Raw genomic sequence first — 18419 nt, 5'->3', positions numbered from 1 at the left:
CCGCGGGGGATGCCGTCATCACTGCCGTATGCATCGGCACATGCCATATTTCCGTCAGCACCCGGCGCGTTTTTGCCAAATCATCGGCGGCATGCGGCAACCAAATCCACTGCGCCGGTCCGCTTGCTTTTTCCCGCACGCACAATAAACCGTCACCTTCCCATGCCAAAAACGGCAACGGCGAGGAGGCAAATATTTGTTTGCCCACGTCGGTCAGCTTTTGCATTCGCTGACGCCAATTTCCCATTTGCCTTCTCCTTTCGGTACGCAGTTAATTTTAATGACAAGCGTGATTCGTTCCGCATCGTGCACGGCGACGCTGGTGATCGTCGCCCGCGTGCCTTGCGGATCCATCGTCACGCGATTTTGATAGCCGTCGCGAACCGCCAGCTCTTTCGTCACCACATTGTCCGGCAGTCCTTGAGCGGCGCAACGTCCGAGCGCCCAGTTCAGCCCGCTTTCCGCGACGTAGCGAGTCTGCAGGCCCGTCACGGTATACGCGCTTGCCGTGCGCACCGCAGACGCCTGCTGCAACACAAGGCCGGCAAGCGTCAGCAGTCCGCACAATGCGATGCACCACCAAAGGAGCACGCTGCCGCGGTGCGATTCAGCGCACGACATAGGTCTCTCCTACGCGATACCACTGCGCATACGGCAAAACCGCCGTGCCGTACGTTTGTTGACGCGCTCCGTATACCCAGGTAAACTGCGCCGTCACAAGGCCTTGGTCGTCTACCGTAAACATTTTGTCACCGTCTTCTTTCCCCGGAAGAAATCTCGGCCGATTGGCCGTGCCGTCGCCCGCTTCCGTCATCGGTTGACGCTGCCCGTTTTTTAATTCCAGATAAAGCGCGCCGCTCGCATAAAAAGCGTGTCGCAAATGATTCGGCGTAACAAAAACGTATTGGTTCTTCCGCCCGGGTCTTGTTTGCGACGTGCCGGACCACAAATAACTGTCCAGCGTTCCCAAAATGAACCGGCTGTCCTCGCTGATTTTGAGTTCCGTCCCAAGTCGCTGAAAGGTTTGCAGCACGCCGCGCACCCGCGGCGCCAATGCGGCACTCAACAGTCCGCAGAGCAACAGGGCCAGCAAAAGCTCCCAAAGGATATAGCCAGCGTGTTTACGCATGTGTGTTTCCTCGCGGCAGCCAAATCGTCACCGCATCCGCGCCTCGTGAACCGCTGACCGTGATTTCATAGCCGTAAACGCCCGGTTCCGCCGCCTCTGTACCGACGACATCAATCGTAAAGTGATGCGCATTGTATTCTTTGGTAATACTGTAGCCGGCGGGCACGCCATCGACCAGGTAGGCATATTTCAATTTTTCCGCCGTCTCCTGCAACAGCGCCGCCCGCTCCGTTTGCTCCCGCCCGCCGGCCGCGTTATGCACCGCGCCCAAAACGGTGGCGGCGAGCGTTCCGCCGACCACCGTCATAATCAGAATCAAGAAAAGAACTTCCGGAAAAATAAAGCCTCGCGATTTCGTTTTCATTGCACGCGTACCCGCCCTGTTTGTGCGCTGATGATAATTTTTTTACGTTCATGATGACGATTTTCCAAAACGATTTGGTAGTTGCCGCGGTAACTTTGCATCGGTCGGCCGTTGCTTTGAAACTGGACCAGCTTGGATTGCCCCGCGCTGAATGAAATACCCTCCGGCAAGGCGGCGCGTTGACCGATCAACGTATTTCGCGCCGTTACGTAGTACATCGCCGGGCGATGATCGACATTGAGATGCAGGGTCGGCATATTGCTTTGCGCACCGCGATTTTGTTGCGCGAGCGCTTGCGTCTGATGGATGGCGGCGCAAAGCGCCGAGGTCGCTCGCAATAAAGCCTGCCGATCCTGAAACGCCGCATACTCTACGGCGGACCAGGCGGTAAAGATCCCCACTAAAGCGATCGCCACCAGCATTTCCCAAAGCAAATAACCGCGGTTTGATTGTTTATCCATAACCCAGCCAACTTCCTACCGGTGTCGCTAAACCGACCGCCAACGTCAAAAAAGGTCCGAACGGAATCGCCTGACGGCGGGAAGAAAATCCGCAGGAAAGGATGCCGAAGCACGCTCCCAAAAGCGCCGCCAGCCACAAGAGCAACAACGTTTGCAACGGCGACAGCCAAGTCGCGAGCGCCGCGTAATACCAAATGTCACCCTGCCCCATGCCGCCGCGCGCGAGTCCGTATAAAACGCCGGCCACGACAACAGCCAAAAAGCTTGCCGCCAATGCGCTCAGAAAATGTCCCGCAACGATGCTTTCCGCGCCGCCTGCCAGAAAAAGCAAAAGGGAAAGTCGCCTCGGTAGCACGCCATAGCGCGCGTCACAAAGCGAAGCGAGCAGACCCAGTCCGCACAATACCAACGTGCCGATGAGCGAACGCCCGGCCGCCAGGCCGGGCAATAAACTCAGCGCCGCTAAAAAGCCGAAACACCATTCCGCGCCCGTTAGCCCGCGTTGAGGCGTAAAAGGCTCGGACCATTCCGCGGCATAACGCCTTCTATACGCTTCCGCCCAACGCCATATGCAGGGTCCCGCGAGACAGGGCCACAATAAAACGCCGACCACGGTCAGCGTCATTTGCCGCTCGGTCCACCGTGCGAGGAGTATGTAGTGCCTTTATAGCTGTAAGTGACTTCTCCCTTCGTCGCCAATTTGCTCGTGTCGTAGCTTTCGTTATCCGGTGCTTTCGGAACCGCTTCCAAGTATCCTTTAGAGGCGTCCGTCGTATTTACCAATTCGTCCAGAGAGCTCGGGTATTTGCCCGTGTCAACCTGATACATCGCCACCGCCGTTCCGACACTGTGCAAATCCGCTTGAATCTTCGCCACTTTGGCGCGATCCGCCGCGCCGCCGAATTTCGGTATAACAACCGTCGCCAAAATCCCGATGATGGCAATTACAATTAACAGTTCGATCAAAGTAAAACCGGCATGTTTGCGTTGTTTCGTTCTTTGCATGGAAATCATCCTTTCTACATCGGAGCCGTTACCACATCGATAATCGGTAGCAAGATACTGTACATCAAAAATCCTACCCACAATCCCGTCGCCAACAAAAGCAACGGGCCCAACCATGTTTTCAACTGTTCCCAGCTGCGCGCGCTTTCCTCTTCGTAATACGCGGCCGTCTCCGCCAAGAGTTCCTCCAAACGTCCGCTTTCCGTGCCCACGCGCACCATGTGAAGATACACCGGCGCGGAAATGTCCGCCGTTTGCAGCGCCGTCTCCAACGCGCGACCGTTGCGCACGGCGGTGCGAGCGGTAAGCAAGCGTTCCCGGTATAGCGGATTAGTCACCGCCGCCGTCAGACGCAATGTCTCCGCAAGATCCAAACCGCTTTTTAACAAAAGCGCCTGCACCTGCGCCATGCGCGCGTACATCGGCGCGCGAAATAAAGTAAACCGATCCGCTTGGCGGGCGATAACCATTTGTCCGGTCGGCGTCATGGCCAGCGCGACGATCGCGCCCAAAGCCAAAAACAGCGCGAGCACGATCAAAAGCACATGGGAATGAAACCATTGCGCCGTCGTTAGTACCGTTTGCGTCACCGCCGACGGTTGCGCGCCGAGATCGACGAACAGGTTCGCGAAAGTCGGCAAAATCCAAATCACGGAAATTCCGCCGACCAACAATCCCGCCAGCATCACCAGCAAGGGATAGCTGTACGCCTCCCGACGCAAGCGCTGCAGTTTTAACTGATTGCGATAGTAAAGCGAAGCGTATGTTAAATTCTCCGCCAGCACGCCGGCCGCTTCGCCTGCTTCCACCAGCGCGATCAGCAACGGCGGAAAAACGTGCGCCGTTTGCAAGGCCTCCCGCAACGTCTCACCCGTCTCCACCGCCGCGCTGACATCCGTCAACGCTTGTTGCAAGCGGGGCGGACCCGTTTCACTCAGCAAGCGCAGCGCCGTCAACACGTCAATCCCGGCGCGCAACAATGTCGCCCACTGTTGGGTAAAAAGCGCCAAGGTGCGAGCTCCGAGTTGTCGTTGCGAAATTTGTTCCCACGCATGGCCGCGGCGCAAACGAACCACATACCAGGAACGCGCCCGCAGCAACGCCGCCGCGTCGGCTTCCGAAGCGCTTTCAATCCAGCCCGTGCGCCGCAAATGTTGCGCCTCGTCCAATGCTATATAGTGGTATCGCTGCATTGTCGCCATTGCTCCTCAAGATCGTCTTTTTCGTCGTCGGAAAGCGTTTGTCGCGCGCGTTGCAGCGCCTGCGTAAATGTTTGCGCCTGCACACCGCCCGTTTGCAAATAACCGTTCAATTGCGCCTCTTTGCCGTCACGCACCAGACGTGACAAAGCCGGCGTCCACCACGCGTACGAACGCAATAATACGCGGCGCGCGCCGACCGGCAACAGGCGTTGCGCGACAGCCAACCGCAATGTTGCGGCGAGTTGGTAACGCACTTGCGTTTGCGCCGCCGCGGGAAACGCGTGCACCATCCGCCCGATCATGGCGGGCAGTGTTGCGCTGTGTACGGTGGCCAACACGAGATGACCAGTTTCCGCCGCCGTCAACGCCGCGTGAATCGTCTCCGGATGACGCAATTCACCGATGACCAACACATCCGGGTCAGCTCGTAACGCTTCCCACACGCCGCTCGTGAAATCCGCCACGTCCGTGCCGACAGCGCGTTGACGAATCAGGCAACGGCCGGCGGGTAAATATAATTCCGGCGGATCTTCCAGCGTAATCACGTGCCGCGAAAACCGTTCATTCATCTGCGCCAAAACATGCAATAACGCCGTCGTTTTGCCGCTGCCGGTCGCGCCGCCGATCAGCACCAAACCTTCATTTAACGCGGCGGCATCCGCCAAAAGCGCCGGATCGGGATCCTTCGGTAAATCGTCCAAACCGTACAAAATGCGCACACCGGCGCAAAGTTTGCCCCCGGCGAAAAAGAAAGAAAAGCGCAGCGGTCGATTTTCGCGGCAAACAATATCAAGATAACGTTCGGAACGCAGCGTTGTTTGCTCGTCCGCTGTTAAAAAATGAGCGCACCAGGCATCCCACGCCGCCTCACTGAGGATCTCTCCGCTCGTTTCCAGGCGTCCTTCCCGCCGATAATAAATCGGCTCTCCCGGCGTCAAATGAATATCACTCGCCTGGCGTTGCAACGCCTGAGCCAACCAATCGGCCTGCCCATCAGTTCGCAAAAAAAGCCGCCTCCTCTACGCCTACCTCGCCTTTCGCAATCCGTTCGCGAACCTGCTGCGCGAGCGGGAACCGCGTCAGACTGCCGCACAACGAGCGTAACCTCGGAATACCTTCCGGCAACGCCAGTTGATTTTTAATGCTCTCATCCAACGTCAACATTTCAAAAATACCCGTCCGCCCGGAATAACCGGTCGCGTGACATCGCTCGCAACCGCCGCGCGTAAACAAGGCGCTATCGGTGCTCTCCTCAGCCCACGGCGCAACGCCGCGGTAGGGTTGTTTGCACGCGGGACATAAAAGACGCAGCAAGCGTTGCGAAATCACCAGCGTCAACGACGCCGCCACCAGGTACGGCGCGATTCCCATTTCCACAAAACGCAGCGGTATTTCCGCCGCCGTATTGGCGTGCATCGAAGACAACACCAGGTGCCCTGTCAGCGCCGCGCGAATCGCAATTTCCGCCGTTTCGCGGTCGCGAATTTCGCCGACGGCGATCACATCGGGATCTTGGCGCAAAATACTGCGCAGACCTTTGGCGAATGTGAGTCCGCTTTGCTCATTTACCTGCACCTGATTCACGCCGGGCAAATGATATTCAATCGGATCTTCAATCGAGACCAAATTGCGCGCGCTGTCGTTCAAAAAGGCTAGCGCCGCCGCCAGCGTGGTGCTTTTGCCCGTTCCCGTCGCGCCGGCAACCACAATCAATCCCGCGCTGCGTCGCAATTCACGAACCAACAGCGACTGCGCCGCCGGCAACAGCCCGAGCCTTTCCAATTGCGGCACAAATAGCGGATTGCCTAAAATTCTGACCACTATTTTTTCACCATAAAAAACCGGTAACGAGGAAATACGTAAATCATATTTCCTGTTACCGGTTTCAAAAGTGCAACTGCCGTCTAAGGGCAATCGTTTTTCCGCCATGTTCATATGCGCCAGCGCTTTGATATAATTCGCCACGGAGGGCGCAAAAGTCCCGGGGAGTTGCGTTGTTTCCCAAAGTTTGCCGTGAATGCGAAAACGCACGCGCAGCCCGTTTTCCTGCGGTTCAAAATGCACATCGCTCGCGCCGTCAGCCACTGCTTGCGTCAATAACGCCTGCACCGCTGTCTTAGGGCTTGCCATCTCCTGCGCCGCCATGTTGTCGCTGCTCCTTTATTCTCAACATAAATTTTTATTTATTACATTTTTTATACTAGGCTTGCGAAAATCAAAAGTCAAGTAAATTTTGCGGCGGCTGCCGCGCTTTGCGCCACTGTTCGACGAACCGAAAAAAGACGCCCGCGGGCGTCTTTTTTCAGTTCCATGCGGCCGCGCTCAACAGCATGATAAAAAGCACGGCGAAAAGTTTTATTTTTATTTCCCTGTTTCACTTATCAAGTTTTACAAAATAAAAAGATCCCGGAAACCCGGGATCTTTTTTCACGTTACGCGTTTTTCGTGCGTACGCTGTGATGTTTCTTGCCGTCATAATTGCGCCATACCACCCACAGCGAGGTAGCGATGCACAGAGACGAGTACGCGCCGCTGATGAAGCCCACCAGCATGACGAGCGCGAAGTTTTTCGTGGTTTCGCCGCCGAAGAAATACAGCGAGCCGACCGCGAACAAAACGGTCGTCAATGTGTAGAAACTGCGCGTGATACTTTGCTTAATACTGTCGTTCGCGAGCGTTTCGTACGAATCCGTTTTGCGATGCGTGCGCAAGTTTTCGCGGACGCGGTCGAAAATAACGACCGATTCGTTCATCGAGTAACCGATAACCGTCAAAATCGCCGCCAGGAACGACGCGTCAATTTCCAGCTGGAACAATGCGAATGTGCCCAGCACGACTAAAATATCGTGCGTAATCGCGATGATACAGGAAATGCCGATCCGGTATTCAAAACGATAGGAGATGTACGCGATCAACGCGGCGAAAGCGACCAGCAAATTGATCAGCGCGTGTTCGGTCACTTCCGAACCGATGACCGCGCCGACGGATTCGATGCGTTTCACATCGACATCACCCAATTTTTGTTGCACATGAGCCACGACCGTATTCGTTTCTTCCGCCGACAGGTTATGCGTGCGAATCATCACATCGTGACCCGATTCGCTGTCGACATTGCCGGAAAGCTGAATCGTGCTGGCGCCGAGACCGTCGTCGGTAACCGCCTCACGCACTTGCGCGACCGTCACGGGCTGCGCGAAATTCAGGTCGATAATCGTGCCGCCGGTGAAATCAATGCCCCAGTTGAAACCGAACACCGCAATCGCGATGATGCAGGGAATGACAAGCAGGGTCGAGAACGTAAACCAAATTTTACGATAGCTGACTAAGTTCCAATTCCAATTCATTTGGCATAGCCCCCTTTCCGCGCTCCGAAGAGCCAGGGATTATGCACAATATTGGCGTTGATGAGCATCATCAGCAAGGTTCGACTGACGGTAATCGCCGTGAACATACTGACGAGCACGCCCAAGCCGAGCGTAATCGCGAAACCTTTAATCGTGCCGCTGCCCAAAACGAACAGGATCAACGCGGTAATCATAACCGTCATATTCGCGTCGAAAATCGTCGCGAACGCGCGTTTGAAACCGGCCTGAATCGCTAGACGCAATACTTTACCGGCTGCGATTTCTTCCTTAAAGCGTTCGAAAATCAAGATATTCGCATCGACCGCCATACCGATGGAAAGAATGATACCCGCGATGCCCGGCAGGGTCAGTGTCGCATGCAGTAATTTTAAAATCAAAAGTAATAACAAAACATAGACGAGCAACGCCACATTAGCGATAAACCCGTTCACGCGATAAATCAAAAGCATGAAGAGCGTAATCAACGAAAGACCGATGGCGAAAGCCATGACGCTCTTATCTTTGGAGTCCTGACCGAGCGACGGTCCGACGGTGCGAACTTCCATAACGTCGACTTTGACCGGCAACGCGCCGCTGCGCAAAAGAATCGCCAAGTCTTTGGCTTCTTCCAGGGAACGGTTGCCGGTGATGACCGCTTTACCGCCTAAGATCGGTTCGTTCACGACCGGATTCGTCAGGACTTCGCCGTCCAATACGATCGCGATATGACGACCGACATTCTGCGTCGTCAGGTCACCGAATTTTTTCGCGCCCTGATCATTGAATTCGATAGCGACTAAAGGTTTGTTTCCCTGTCCCAATTCTTCTTTCGCTGTCGCCAGATCTTCACCCGAAAGGCGGACATTGCCGTCCTCGTCTTTGAACTGCAGAATCGCCGTCTTGCCGATCGTTTTGATCGCCTGTTCCGGATCGCGTTCGCCCGGCAGTTCGATGATGATACGGCGCGAACCTTCACGCTGAATGATCGGTTCGGTCAAACCCATTTCATTGATACGACGTTCCATGATCTTGACGACCTGTTCCACGTCCTGATCGGTAACGACGTGTTCGGGCATGTCTTTCGCTTCCAGCACGATATGCGTGCCGCCTTGCAGATCCAAGCCCTGTTTGATCGATCCCGCCAAGTCGCCTACTTTGAAAACAAAGAGGCCGATGATGACAGCGATCGCCAATAAAAATTTTAACAACTCATTGATACGCAAAACTTATTCTCCCTCCCCGCCGGTCACCTCGCGGTGTACCAGGCGGTCTCCGTGACTACCGCATCTACCGTTACGTCGTTCGGCGTAAGCGGAATCTGCGTGACGAGAAAGGCCTCGGCGCAAATACCGAGTGTCTTTGCATTTGTATGTGCCAGCCAGCGATCATAGTAACCGCCGCCCATGCCCAAGCGCGCTCCGTTGTGTGTGAACGCCAATCCGGGAACCAACACCAAGTCGAATTCACCCGGATCGATCACCGCGGTGGCGCGCGGTTCGCGAATCTCCCAGTGGTTCATCGCCAAATTATCCCATGAAGTCAACCCGACCGCGTCCATGATGCCGAGCGTGGCCGTGAGTTTCGGTACGGCAACGGTTTTCCCTTGAGCGAGCGCGGCGCGGAGCACCGGATCAATATTGATTTCCTGCGGCATCGCCAAATACCCGAAAATAACGTTCGCTTCGCGAAACATCGCGGAATCCGTGATGCGCTCACAAATGGCGCGGCTGACGGAAGCGGGCTCGAAGTGACTCCGTTTTTCCAAAAGAGGACGGCGCAACGCTTTTTTCTGCGCTTGCGCCGCTGTCATTTCAGGCATCACGGTTGGCCGCTTCCTGCTCTGCTTCGACTTCTTTAGCGACCGGTTCTTCTTCTTCTTCCGATTGGAATTTATGAATCGCCGCTTTGGCGACTTTAATTTCCACTTTCGGCGCGATCTGTAAAAGGACCCATTCGTTTTTAATCGCCTTTACAGTACCATACAGTCCGCCGACGGTAATCACCTTACTGTTGCGACCGAGACGTTGCAAAAACAGCTTACGTTCGGACTTTTCCCGGCGCTGCGGCCGATACAGTAAGAAATAAAAAATAGCAATCATCAATAAAAACGGCCATGCGGCGTTAATTAACGGCATAAATTGTTGCACATTTGCACCTCCTTAATCGTATTGTATCTTATCCTATTTATTTTATCATATTCAAAGGCTCTGCGAAAATCTTACGCGCATCTTTTTCTAGCGCTGCCACTGCGCCCAAAAATCACGCTGAAAATCGCCGAACCGATCTTCCAAAATCGCCGCCCGCAAACTGCGCATGAAACGCTTCAGGAAATGGATATTGTGCACGGAAAGCAAACGAAACGCGAAAATTTCTTCCGCTTTATACAAGTGGCGAATGTACGCCCGCGTATAATGGCGGCACGCGTAGCAGTCGCATTCTTCGTCCAACGGTGTGAAATCGCGCTCAAACTGTTTATTTTTGATATTCAGCCGGCCCGTTTTCAACATCGCCATGCCGTTACGCGCGACACGCGTCGGATAGACGCAGTCAAACATGTCGACGCCGCGCGCCACCCCTTCCACGAGACAATCCGGCGTTCCCACGCCCATCAGATAGCGCGCCTTGTCGCGCGGCATCAGATGCGTCGTGTAGTCCAACATTTCATACATCAGATCGTGCGGCTCGCCTACGCTTAAACCGCCGATCGCAAAACCGTCAAACGGAAGCGCCGTGATCTCCCGCGCGCTTTGCGCCCGCAGGTCGCGATACATGCCGCCCTGAATAATCCCGAACATGCCTTGCGCCGGATGCTCATGCACTTCCAGACAACGTTTCGCCCAACGCGTCGTGCGTTCCGTCGACTGCTTGGCGTACTCGTAGTCCGCCGGATACGGGATGCATTCATCAAACGCCATCGCGATATCCGCGCCGAGATCCATTTGCGCGCGCGTCGCCACTTCCGGCGACAAAAATTGCTTGGACCCGTCGATATGGGAACGGAAATACACGCCTTCCTCTTTGATCTTGCGCATCGCGCCCAGGCTGAACACCTGGAACCCGCCGCTGTCGGTGAGCATCGCGCGCGGCCACTTCATGAACTGATGCAAACCGCCGGCCGCTTTGACCAATTCCGTGCCGGGCCGCAAAAACAAATGGTACGTATTGCTTAAAATAATGCCCGCGCCGGTTTCCGCCACTTCCTCCGGCGATAATGTTTTAACCGTCGCCTGCGTGCCCACCGGCATGAACATCGGCGTGTCAAAACTTCCGTGCGGCGTATGTATGCGACCGGCGCGCGCGCCGGTTTGCGCGTCTTCATGCACTAATTCATAGGTAATAACTGCCATATTCCACCTACCGTATCCACATCGCGTCGCCGAAACTGAAGAAGCGATACTTCGCCGCGACCGCTTCCCGATAAGCGGCGAGCACATGGTCTTTACCGGCGAACGCGGAAATCATCATCAAAAGCGTCGACTGCGGCAAATGGAAATTAGTCACCATCGCGTCCACAATTTTGAACTCGTATCCCGGATAAATAAAAAGTTCCGTCGCGTCGCGACCCGCTTTCACAACGCCGCTTTGCCCCGCCGACTCCAGCGTGCGCACCGACGTCGTGCCGACCGCGACGATCCGCCGACCGGCGCGTTTCGCCTCATTGATCAGCCGCGCCGTTTCTTCACTCACGTTATATGTTTCCGAATGCATGTGATGCGTTTCGATCTCTGTCACCGAAACCGGACGAAACGTGCCCAGTCCGACATCCAGCGTGACGTAGCAAACGGTCGCGCCGCGCGCGGCGATTTCTTTCATTACTTCCGGCGTGAAATGTAATCCCGCCGTCGGCGCCGCCGCCGAACCCGGCGTTTTACTGTACACGGTCTGATACCGTTCCCGATCCTGCAAGCGTTCATGAATGTACGGCGGCAACGGCATTTCGCCGATTTCGTCCAAACGTGCATAAAAATCGCCGTCATAGGTGAACTTCAAAACGCGTCCGCCGAACTCCGTGCGATCTTCCACCGTCGCCGTCATGCCGGCGTCAAACGTAAGCGCCGTGCCCGGCAACGCCTTTTTGCCCGGCCGCACTAACACTTCCCAACGGTCTTCGCCCAACGGATGCAGCAGCAGGACTTCCACCCTGCCGCCTGTCGGCCGTTTACCGTAAAGCCGCGCCGGAATGACGCGCGTATTATTAAAGACCCACACGTCATCGGGGCGCACGTCTGCTAAAATATCCCGAAATGTTCCCTGTTTCGTAGCACCCGTTTGACGATCCAACGTGAGCAGTCGCGACGTGTCACGCGGCTCGACCGGAGTCTGGGCGATCAGTTCCTCCGGCAAATCGTAATTAAATTCACTAACGTTCATATCTGACCTTCGTTTCAATACATTTTTTCAATGGTGACACCCGTATAGAAGTGTCGTAAAATATTCCGATAATGATGCGGATCACGCGGCTTTTGCTGCGCCATGATTTGCGCGCCCCATTGGGACATGCCGACGCCGTGGCCATACCCGTACCCGATAATTTTCAAGCGATCGCGCTTACTGCCTTTGACGATATCGAACATCGTGCTGCGTAAGTCGAACATCTGCTGAAAACGGTTGCCGCTGATCGCCACCGCCTGTTTTTTACCGGCGATCTGCAAGGTGCGGACGCGTCCCGAAACGGTTCGATCAAACGCTTTCACCGGCGCTTTTTTCAACTTGGACAATTTAATATTCTTAATTTTGCCGACATCTTTACCATACGCCGCCAGCACGCGCTCCAAATCAGCGAGCGAAATTTCTTTTTCCCAGCGTTGTTTAGTAAAATCGTTCAGCGGTTCACTCACCGCGCGCAAGTAGGGCACGAAATTGTCCCAGACATTTTCACTGTCTTCCGTGTAGCCGCCCGAATGCGCGCAAAACACCGCGTCAATCGGTTCGCCTTTGTACAAAATCACTTCGCCCGCCGTATCATTGACGGCCTGCGTGGATTCCGGAGCTTCCGCCGCGACGCCGCCGTACACTTGCGAAACGATGGTGTCGTAGACGTCAAACCCTTGCGACGCGTAATTATTTTTATGATTGAGCGCGTACGTGCGCGCCGCCACCGCTTGCGCCCGCAACGCGTTCGGCTCCCACGACGCCGACATTTCACGCGGCACGACGCCGTAGAGATATTCTTCCATGCCGACTTCGTTGATCACCGTCACGCCATCATGTCCCGGCGTCCGAATCAATTTCAGCGCGCCGCGGTATTCGTTACCGTCCACCGCGACCAGCGCGAAGCCTTCCGGTCGGATATACACCGTTTCGCCGACTTTTTTGCCGTCGAGTGTAATGGATTTCGCGCTTACGCCGATGCGCAAGGTGTCGCCCTTGCTGAATGTTTTCCATTTTTGCGTGCCGTTATACACCGTGTACGCGCCGTTGATTCTCACTTTCGGCGAGTGGGCGTTACGCATCAGACCGACCAGCACGACCGGTTCATTTTCCGTGATCGGTAAAACTTGTCGGAGATCCCCCCGTTTGTCTTTCGCTTCTGCCCGAGGAGCTTTTTGCGTCTCGTAACGTCCCATCTTCACTTTCGCCGGCTTTTTCACCGGCACTCCCTTAATCACACGCGTGCTTTCCGTACGCGAACGCGCGCCCGGCGAACCTTTTACACCCGCCGCGTCCACGGTCGCCGCCGTGCCGAAAAGAAGCGCTCCCGTCAAAACAACCGCGCAGCATTGCTGCCATCGAACCATAATTCACCGCCTTGTAAACAACTGCAAGACAAGCGTCAGAACGACCGAAAGCAAAATCGATGTTCCGAGCGGAAAATAAAATGTAGTATTGCCTTTCGTAAATGAAATATCTCCGGGCAATTTGCCCAAGGGTAAAAAGTGACCGCCGAAATGCATGCACGCGCCGACCAAAAGCAACACGGCGCCGAGGATCATCAGCATTTTACCCATGACGCGCCTCAAACAAATCGCCGTCAGACGTTGACTGCGGCATCGCGATCCCCAGATGCGCGTACGCCGCCGCCGTCGCCACGCGACCGCGCGGTGTGCGATGCAAAAATCCGTTTTGCATCAGGTACGGTTCGTACACATCTTCGATCGTCGCCGTTTCTTCACTCACCGCGGCCGCGATGGTGTCGAGCCCGACCGGACCGCCGCCGAACTGACGAATAATCGTCGCGAGAACCTTGCGGTCAATCGCGTCCAAACCGGCATGATCGACTTCCATCGCCGCCAGCGCCAAATCGGCAATCTCTGACGTGATGACGCCGTCCGCCTTTACCTGCGCGAAATCGCGCACGCGTTTCAGCAGGCGGTTCGCGATACGCGGCGTGCCGCGCGAACGACGGGCGATCTCCGACGCCCCTTCCGGCGCCATTTCAATCCCCAATAATTGCGCCGAGCGCGTAATAATTTTTTCAATTTCCGCGGGTTGGTAGTATTCCAAGCGATGAATGACGCCGAAACGATCGCGCAACGGCGCCGCCAACGCTCCCGCGCGCGTCGTCGCGCCCACCAGCGTGAACGGCGGCAAATCAATGCGAACCGATTTCGCGCCCGGACCTTTACCGATCAAAATATCCAACGCGAAATCTTCCAGCGCCGGATATAAAATCTCTTCCACGCTGCGGGAAAGGCGATGAATTTCATCAATAAATAGTACGTCGCCGGTTTCCAAATTCGTCAGCAACGCCGCTAAATCGCCGGGACGTTCAATCGCCGGACCGCTCGTGATCCTGAGCGGCACATCCATTTCGTTGGCGATCACGCCCGCCAGCGTCGTTTTGCCGAGCCCCGGCGGACCGTATAAAAGCACGTGATCCAAAGGTTCGCCGCGCTGCTTCGCCGCGGCGATATATACTTCCAAATTGCGCTTGAGCGTTTCCTGTCCGATATAATCGGCCAAGTGCCGCGGTCGCAACGACTGTTGCCAACCGTCGCCCGACGTTTCCTCACGCGCGATAATTCGTTCGTCTGCCATCATTATCCTCTTTCTTTACCGAGTTGCGCCAACACCGCGCGCAGCAAGCGGTCCGTTTGCGGGTACTGCGCCGCCAGCTTTTCCGCCGCGCCGCGCACTTCCTGCTCCGTATAACCGAGACCCACCAGCGCCTGCACCGTTTCCGCCACCGGTCCCGTCGCGCTTTGCGCGGTCGCGACGTCTTCCGGCCAATCCACCGGCGCGCCCGACGCCGCGGGTACTTTGTCTTTCAATTCCAACACCAGACGTTCCGCCGATTTTTTACCGATGCCCGGCAACTTCATCAGCACCGCTTTATTGCGAATCCGAATCGCTTCAAAAAAAGTCTCCGGCGCGATCGCGGAAACAATGCCGATCGCGACTTTCGGTCCGACGCCTGATACCGTAATCAGCAAGGTAAATAAATCATATTCCGCTTCGCTCGCGAATCCGTACAGCGACAACGCGTCTTCGCGTACCTGCAAATAGGTATACAGCGTCACCGTCTCACCGAGACCCACCGCCTCGCGCGTGGAAGCGGGAAGGCGCAAACGATACCCGATGCCGCCGACATCCAACAGACACCAGTCCAATTCTAGACGCGTAATTTTTCCATGTAAATAACCGATCATTTGGGCAACCCCCAGCGTTCCGCTTGTCGTTCCTGTAGTAATGTGCAAATCGCGATCGCAAGCGCGTCCGCCGCGTCATCCGGTGAAATTTTTTCACGAATACCGAGCAAACGCATCGTCATCACAATCATTTGATGCTTGGTCGCGCGCCCGTAACCCACGATCCCTTGCTTCACTTGCAAGGGCGTGTATTCCGAAACCGGCAAACCCGCCAGTCGCGCCGCCAGCAAAATCACGCCGCGCGCTTGCGCCACTGTGATGGCCGTCGTCACATTTTTATTAAAAAATAACTCTTCCACGCCCACGCGTTCCGGCTGATATTTTTCAATCAAGTCGACAAGGCCATGGTAGAGAGTCGTCAGGCGATCGGGCATCGGCGTATGCGCCGGCGTTGTCAGCACACCGTAGTCGATGACCTGCAACCGACTGCCGTTACGCTCCACGACGCCGAAACCGCAGATCGCCGTCCCCGGATCAATCCCTAAAACACGCATGATTTCACACCTTTATCCATATTTCTTTTATTATAGCATACCCGCTGTTTTAAAATGCTTGCGGATCGCCGCGCGCCGTCGCGTTTCACTTAAAAATAACGCGGAAAATATAAAAATAAAAAAGAGCCGTCCGCAGACGACTCGCTTTTTATTTGCCGTGCCCTTTTTTAATTAGATACACCGTGACGTCGCGCCGTCCCCACTGTATCGCCTCATCATACGACTCCATCGCGACATCAATCGTTTTGCCTCGGATCGCGCCGCCGATATCATCCGCCAACGCGTAACCGTAGCCTTCCACGTACAATAACGAGCCCAGCGGAATCAAGCTCGGATCCACCGCGACATGCCCGCGCGAAAGCAAACTGCCGCGCGCCGTATGTGATCCCGTGCCGCCGTCTTGCGAAGAATACGCCGACGCGTGCATCGTCCATTTATGCAAATATTTTGACGGCGCGGACATCAGTTTCGCCGATTCGTTCCAGAAAAATTCGTCCGCGACGCCGTTCGCCGTTACGCCGTGACTCTTTTGCCAATCCTGCAACGCGCTTCGCGTCGCGCCGCCGAACGTCGCGTCAATGATCCCGACATCGTAACCGTTTTGCACTAAACGACTTTGCAAAAGTCGCACATGTTTACCCGAGTCACCCTGCTGCAAACCGATTTTACCGGCGGAGCGAGACGATTTTTTCACCGTTTGCGCCTTGTCGCGACTACGTTTCGCCGCGGGTTTCTTATTCGCCGCGCGCTCCCGCATGCCTTTCACCGCGCCGCGCGAGATGGCGATATCCCGTCCGCGCGTGAGTAATGACCAGGTTTTTTCATCGATCGCGCCAATCACTTCCAAACCGTGCTCCCGCTGAAACGTTTGCACCGCTTGGGTAAGTTGCTCTCCGTACACGCCGTCGGGCGCGCCGACCTCATATCCTTCCGCGGCGAACAGTTGTTGCAAAGTGACTATATCCGCGCCCAAATTGCCGGGAGCGTACAAAATGCCGCCACCTTCGCGCGGCGCGTCCGTCTCCGCCAAGCGCGCCAATATCGTTTCATCGGCTTGGCCGGTAACGCTAAGTCCCTGATCGCGTTGGTATAAACGCAACGCTTTTTCCGTCGTCGAGCCGAACACGCCGTCGGCTTCCCGCGCGAGGTAACCTTCTTCAATCAAGGCCTCTTGCAGACGCTGCACCGCGTCTCCCGCGTCGCCTTTTTGCATCGCCCACGCCGCGGTGCTCGCGCCGCAAAGGCAAAGACAGAAAACAAGTCCTGCTATGATTCGTCTCAATTCGTCACCACCTAACTTTTACTATTTTACTATGCGCATCAATTTTCTGTCAAAATGATGACGGCATGATCTCTTTTTGTCCTATAGTTTCGTCTGTTGAAAATAGTAAAAAAAGGCATGACGTCAGCATGCCAACGTAAACGGCGATTGACCGACGCGCGCCGTCGCGAAACGCATGCGGCGATTTACGCCGCGGCATATTTCGTGATCATATTTCGGCAACAAAAAAAGATGGCGGAAAACCGCCATCTTTTTTATTATCACCAAATTAGAATTTGTAGGACAATTGTACTTTGGTGAGGTCGTCGAGATCAGCGCCATCTTTGGTTTCCGCGCTGAATGTGCGGAGACCTTCGAGTTTGACGTTTTCAGCAACGACTACGCCGAAGCCGGCTGCCCAGGATTCGGTGTTGTTCAGGTAGCTCGAAGTACGGAGCGCGCCCGTGCCACCGAGGTAGGAACCCGGTTCCGCGTCAACATAGTCAACGAAAATGTTGAAGCTGCCCGGTTTCTTCATGTTCAGGTGACCGAAGTCAACGCGAGCGGTCCAGAATTCAGCGTCGTCGCGATCTTTCCAGTCAACGTTGAAGTAGTCGCCGGAGAGCGAGAAGTCTTCGTTCAGACCGAAGATCGCGCCCGCGCCCCAGATTTCATCCAAGCCGGCTGCATCAACTTTGTCGCCGTTCGGAGCGATGTAGGTACCGAGTACACGAACGTTGTGGCCGTTGTAACCCAAAGTAGCATAGGTCATTTCCGGGCTCTTCAAATCTTTAACGTCACCCAAATTCATAGCTTTCAATGCTTGATATCTGGTCAGATCGTTGACTTTTTCTTGCGCAAGATCTGCTTGGTGCGTACGAATACCCAACGCCTGAAGAGCTACTGTAATGGTAAATTGATCGCCATCTTTGACCGCTGCGTCATAAGTTTTTTGCGCTGCGGCTTTCGCATCATTAGCTGCTTTCAAATCAGCTTTGAATCCTTCCAGCGTTTTTTCCGGATCTTTGAGGTCTTTATATTCTTTAGCCAATTCTTGGTATTCTTCAAGTTGTTTGAACGTGTTCAGGTTCATGCCTTTCGCGTAGCCATAGCCGACGGAAGCGGTTACTTCATCGGTCGCTTTGTATTGGAGACGTACGCCGTCGAAAGCGTCATCGTACCAGTAGCCGGTCGCGCCGAATGTTTCACCGTAACGACCCGCGGTCAGGTGCAGACCGTCAGCCAGTTCATGGTCAAGATACAAGCGGTCGAGATCCAAGTCCGGATCTTCGTTGTCGCTGTCAAAACCGAAGTTACCCGAGGTAATGCGAGCGGTTACTTTGGTCTTGTCCGCTACTTTCGCGTTAAACTGGAGGCGAGCACGCATATCGAAGTGATCTTCATCTTTTATGCCGTCGTCCGTCCAACGAACACGAGCGTCACCGGTCACTTTTACGTTGCCGACGCGGTTTTCCAAGTTGGAAACGCGTACGCCGAGGCTGTTCAGTTCGTTCGCGAATTCGTCAGCCAAACGGTTCAATTGCGCCTGTTGTTCCGCGTTCAACTGATC

Annotated in this window: 23 protein-coding genes; all 23 read right to left on the bottom strand. The window is 55.1% G+C overall.

The window, feature by feature from the left end; all coding sequences use genetic code 11:
- On the bottom strand, window positions 1–247 hold a 247-nt coding region (locus tag KH813_RS02100; protein ID WP_303992663.1), incomplete at its 3' end, for a hypothetical protein.
- A complete protein-coding gene (locus tag KH813_RS02095) occupies window positions 214–621 on the bottom strand; it encodes a hypothetical protein (protein ID WP_303992661.1) in 408 nt (135 codons plus the stop codon). The genes KH813_RS02095 and KH813_RS02100, both read right to left, overlap by 34 nt.
- Window positions 608–1129 (bottom strand): hypothetical protein, encoded by a 522-nt coding sequence (locus KH813_RS02090; RefSeq protein ID WP_024048124.1) that lies wholly within the window; start codon window positions 1127–1129, stop codon window positions 608–610. The genes KH813_RS02095 and KH813_RS02090 overlap by 14 nt, the downstream gene beginning before the upstream one ends.
- Window positions 1122–1493: a type II secretion system protein gene (locus tag KH813_RS02085; RefSeq protein ID WP_303992658.1), complete on the bottom strand. Its 372-nt coding sequence runs from the start codon at window positions 1491–1493 to the stop codon at window positions 1122–1124. Before KH813_RS02085 ends, KH813_RS02090 begins: the two co-directional genes overlap by 8 nt.
- Window positions 1490–1954 (bottom strand): Tfp pilus assembly protein FimT/FimU, encoded by a 465-nt coding sequence (locus KH813_RS02080; protein ID WP_303992656.1) that lies wholly within the window; start codon window positions 1952–1954, stop codon window positions 1490–1492. The genes KH813_RS02085 and KH813_RS02080 overlap by 4 nt, the downstream gene beginning before the upstream one ends.
- Complete coding sequence (locus KH813_RS02075) at window positions 1947–2579, bottom strand: A24 family peptidase (protein ID WP_303992653.1); 633 nt, start codon at window positions 2577–2579, stop codon at window positions 1947–1949. Before KH813_RS02075 ends, KH813_RS02080 begins: the two co-directional genes overlap by 8 nt.
- Window positions 2576–2959, bottom strand: coding sequence for a type II secretion system protein (locus KH813_RS02070; protein WP_024048120.1), 384 nt, complete (start codon window positions 2957–2959; stop codon window positions 2576–2578). The genes KH813_RS02075 and KH813_RS02070 overlap by 4 nt, the downstream gene beginning before the upstream one ends.
- Before the next feature lie 14 nt (window positions 2960–2973).
- Complete coding sequence (locus KH813_RS02065; protein WP_303992647.1) at window positions 2974–4161, bottom strand: type II secretion system F family protein; 1188 nt, start codon at window positions 4159–4161, stop codon at window positions 2974–2976.
- The gene (locus tag KH813_RS02060) at window positions 4131–5165 is read right to left on the bottom strand and encodes a type IV pilus twitching motility protein PilT (protein ID WP_303992644.1); all 1035 of its coding nucleotides are present in this window, start codon (window positions 5163–5165) and stop codon (window positions 4131–4133) included. The genes KH813_RS02065 and KH813_RS02060 overlap by 31 nt, the downstream gene beginning before the upstream one ends.
- Window positions 5155–6291: a GspE/PulE family protein gene (locus tag KH813_RS02055; protein ID WP_303992642.1), complete on the bottom strand. Its 1137-nt coding sequence runs from the start codon at window positions 6289–6291 to the stop codon at window positions 5155–5157. Before KH813_RS02055 ends, KH813_RS02060 begins: the two co-directional genes overlap by 11 nt.
- 302 nt (window positions 6292–6593) lie before the next feature.
- On the bottom strand, window positions 6594–7505 hold the full coding sequence (gene secF / locus KH813_RS02050) for a protein translocase subunit SecF (RefSeq protein WP_273260830.1): 912 nt from the start codon (window positions 7503–7505) through the stop codon (window positions 6594–6596).
- Window positions 7502–8728 (bottom strand): protein translocase subunit SecD, encoded by a 1227-nt coding sequence (secD, locus tag KH813_RS02045; RefSeq protein WP_034440837.1) that lies wholly within the window; start codon window positions 8726–8728, stop codon window positions 7502–7504. Before secD ends, secF begins: the two co-directional genes overlap by 4 nt.
- A gap of 23 nt (window positions 8729–8751) precedes the next feature.
- The gene (locus KH813_RS02040) at window positions 8752–9324 is read right to left on the bottom strand and encodes a 5-formyltetrahydrofolate cyclo-ligase (RefSeq protein ID WP_303992665.1); all 573 of its coding nucleotides are present in this window, start codon (window positions 9322–9324) and stop codon (window positions 8752–8754) included.
- Window positions 9317–9652: a preprotein translocase subunit YajC gene (yajC, locus tag KH813_RS02035; RefSeq protein ID WP_303992637.1), complete on the bottom strand. Its 336-nt coding sequence runs from the start codon at window positions 9650–9652 to the stop codon at window positions 9317–9319. Before yajC ends, KH813_RS02040 begins: the two co-directional genes overlap by 8 nt.
- 87 nt (window positions 9653–9739) lie before the next feature.
- Window positions 9740–10852, bottom strand: a complete 1113-nt coding sequence (gene tgt, locus KH813_RS02030) for a tRNA guanosine(34) transglycosylase Tgt (RefSeq protein ID WP_303992634.1) — start codon at window positions 10850–10852, stop codon at window positions 9740–9742.
- Window positions 10853–10859: 7 nt separating this feature from the next.
- A complete protein-coding gene (gene queA, locus KH813_RS02025; protein ID WP_303992630.1) occupies window positions 10860–11876 on the bottom strand; it encodes a tRNA preQ1(34) S-adenosylmethionine ribosyltransferase-isomerase QueA in 1017 nt (338 codons plus the stop codon).
- Window positions 11877–11890: 14 nt separating this feature from the next.
- Window positions 11891–13243 (bottom strand): SpoIID/LytB domain-containing protein, encoded by a 1353-nt coding sequence (locus KH813_RS02020; protein ID WP_303992627.1) that lies wholly within the window; start codon window positions 13241–13243, stop codon window positions 11891–11893.
- Between the two features lie 3 nt (window positions 13244–13246).
- Entirely contained in the window at window positions 13247–13453 is a 207-nt protein-coding gene (locus tag KH813_RS02015) for a DUF2905 domain-containing protein (protein WP_024048156.1), read from the bottom strand.
- Window positions 13446–14486: a Holliday junction branch migration DNA helicase RuvB gene (gene ruvB, locus KH813_RS02010; RefSeq protein ID WP_303992622.1), complete on the bottom strand. Its 1041-nt coding sequence runs from the start codon at window positions 14484–14486 to the stop codon at window positions 13446–13448. The genes KH813_RS02015 and ruvB overlap by 8 nt, the downstream gene beginning before the upstream one ends.
- Entirely contained in the window at window positions 14486–15094 is a 609-nt protein-coding gene (gene ruvA, locus KH813_RS02005) for a Holliday junction branch migration protein RuvA (protein WP_303992620.1), read from the bottom strand. The genes ruvB and ruvA overlap by 1 nt, the downstream gene beginning before the upstream one ends.
- Entirely contained in the window at window positions 15091–15588 is a 498-nt protein-coding gene (gene ruvC / locus KH813_RS02000) for a crossover junction endodeoxyribonuclease RuvC (RefSeq protein WP_052099466.1), read from the bottom strand. Before ruvC ends, ruvA begins: the two co-directional genes overlap by 4 nt.
- Before the next feature lie 148 nt (window positions 15589–15736).
- Entirely contained in the window at window positions 15737–16870 is a 1134-nt protein-coding gene (locus KH813_RS01995; protein WP_303992617.1) for a peptidoglycan-binding protein, read from the bottom strand.
- 268 nt (window positions 16871–17138) lie between these two features.
- Window positions 17139–18419 (bottom strand): putative porin (locus KH813_RS01990; RefSeq protein ID WP_303992614.1); only part of this gene is annotated, 1281 nt, incomplete at its 5' end.

It is taken from the genome of Negativicoccus succinicivorans, assembly GCF_018373335.1.
In the GTDB taxonomy this organism is placed as follows: domain Bacteria; phylum Bacillota; class Negativicutes; order Veillonellales; family Negativicoccaceae; genus Negativicoccus; species Negativicoccus succinicivorans_A.
This window is presented reverse-complemented; position numbering and strand designations above follow the sequence as displayed.

Coding starts and splice junctions, on each gene's coding strand:
- KH813_RS02095 (WP_303992661.1), bottom strand. CDS start 621: ATGTCGTGCGCTGAATCGCACCGCGGCAGCGTGCTCCTTTGGTGGTGC.
- KH813_RS02090 (WP_024048124.1), bottom strand. CDS start 1,129: ATGCGTAAACACGCTGGCTATATCCTTTGGGAGCTTTTGCTGGCCCTG.
- KH813_RS02085 (WP_303992658.1), bottom strand. CDS start 1,493: ATGAAAACGAAATCGCGAGGCTTTATTTTTCCGGAAGTTCTTTTCTTG.
- KH813_RS02080 (WP_303992656.1), bottom strand. CDS start 1,954: ATGGATAAACAATCAAACCGCGGTTATTTGCTTTGGGAAATGCTGGTG.
- KH813_RS02075 (WP_303992653.1), bottom strand. CDS start 2,579: ATGACGCTGACCGTGGTCGGCGTTTTATTGTGGCCCTGTCTCGCGGGA.
- KH813_RS02070 (WP_024048120.1), bottom strand. CDS start 2,959: ATGCAAAGAACGAAACAACGCAAACATGCCGGTTTTACTTTGATCGAA.
- KH813_RS02065 (WP_303992647.1), bottom strand. CDS start 4,161: ATGGCGACAATGCAGCGATACCACTATATAGCATTGGACGAGGCGCAA.
- KH813_RS02055 (WP_303992642.1), bottom strand. CDS start 6,291: ATGGCAAGCCCTAAGACAGCGGTGCAGGCGTTATTGACGCAAGCAGTG.
- secF (WP_273260830.1), bottom strand. CDS start 7,505: ATGAATTGGAATTGGAACTTAGTCAGCTATCGTAAAATTTGGTTTACG.
- KH813_RS02040 (WP_303992665.1), bottom strand. CDS start 9,324: ATGCCTGAAATGACAGCGGCGCAAGCGCAGAAAAAAGCGTTGCGCCGT.
- tgt (WP_303992634.1), bottom strand. CDS start 10,852: ATGGCAGTTATTACCTATGAATTAGTGCATGAAGACGCGCAAACCGGC.
- queA (WP_303992630.1), bottom strand. CDS start 11,876: ATGAACGTTAGTGAATTTAATTACGATTTGCCGGAGGAACTGATCGCC.
- KH813_RS02020 (WP_303992627.1), bottom strand. CDS start 13,243: ATGGTTCGATGGCAGCAATGCTGCGCGGTTGTTTTGACGGGAGCGCTT.
- KH813_RS02015 (WP_024048156.1), bottom strand. CDS start 13,453: ATGGGTAAAATGCTGATGATCCTCGGCGCCGTGTTGCTTTTGGTCGGC.
- ruvB (WP_303992622.1), bottom strand. CDS start 14,486: ATGATGGCAGACGAACGAATTATCGCGCGTGAGGAAACGTCGGGCGAC.
- ruvA (WP_303992620.1), bottom strand. CDS start 15,094: ATGATCGGTTATTTACATGGAAAAATTACGCGTCTAGAATTGGACTGG.
- ruvC (WP_052099466.1), bottom strand. CDS start 15,588: ATGCGTGTTTTAGGGATTGATCCGGGGACGGCGATCTGCGGTTTCGGC.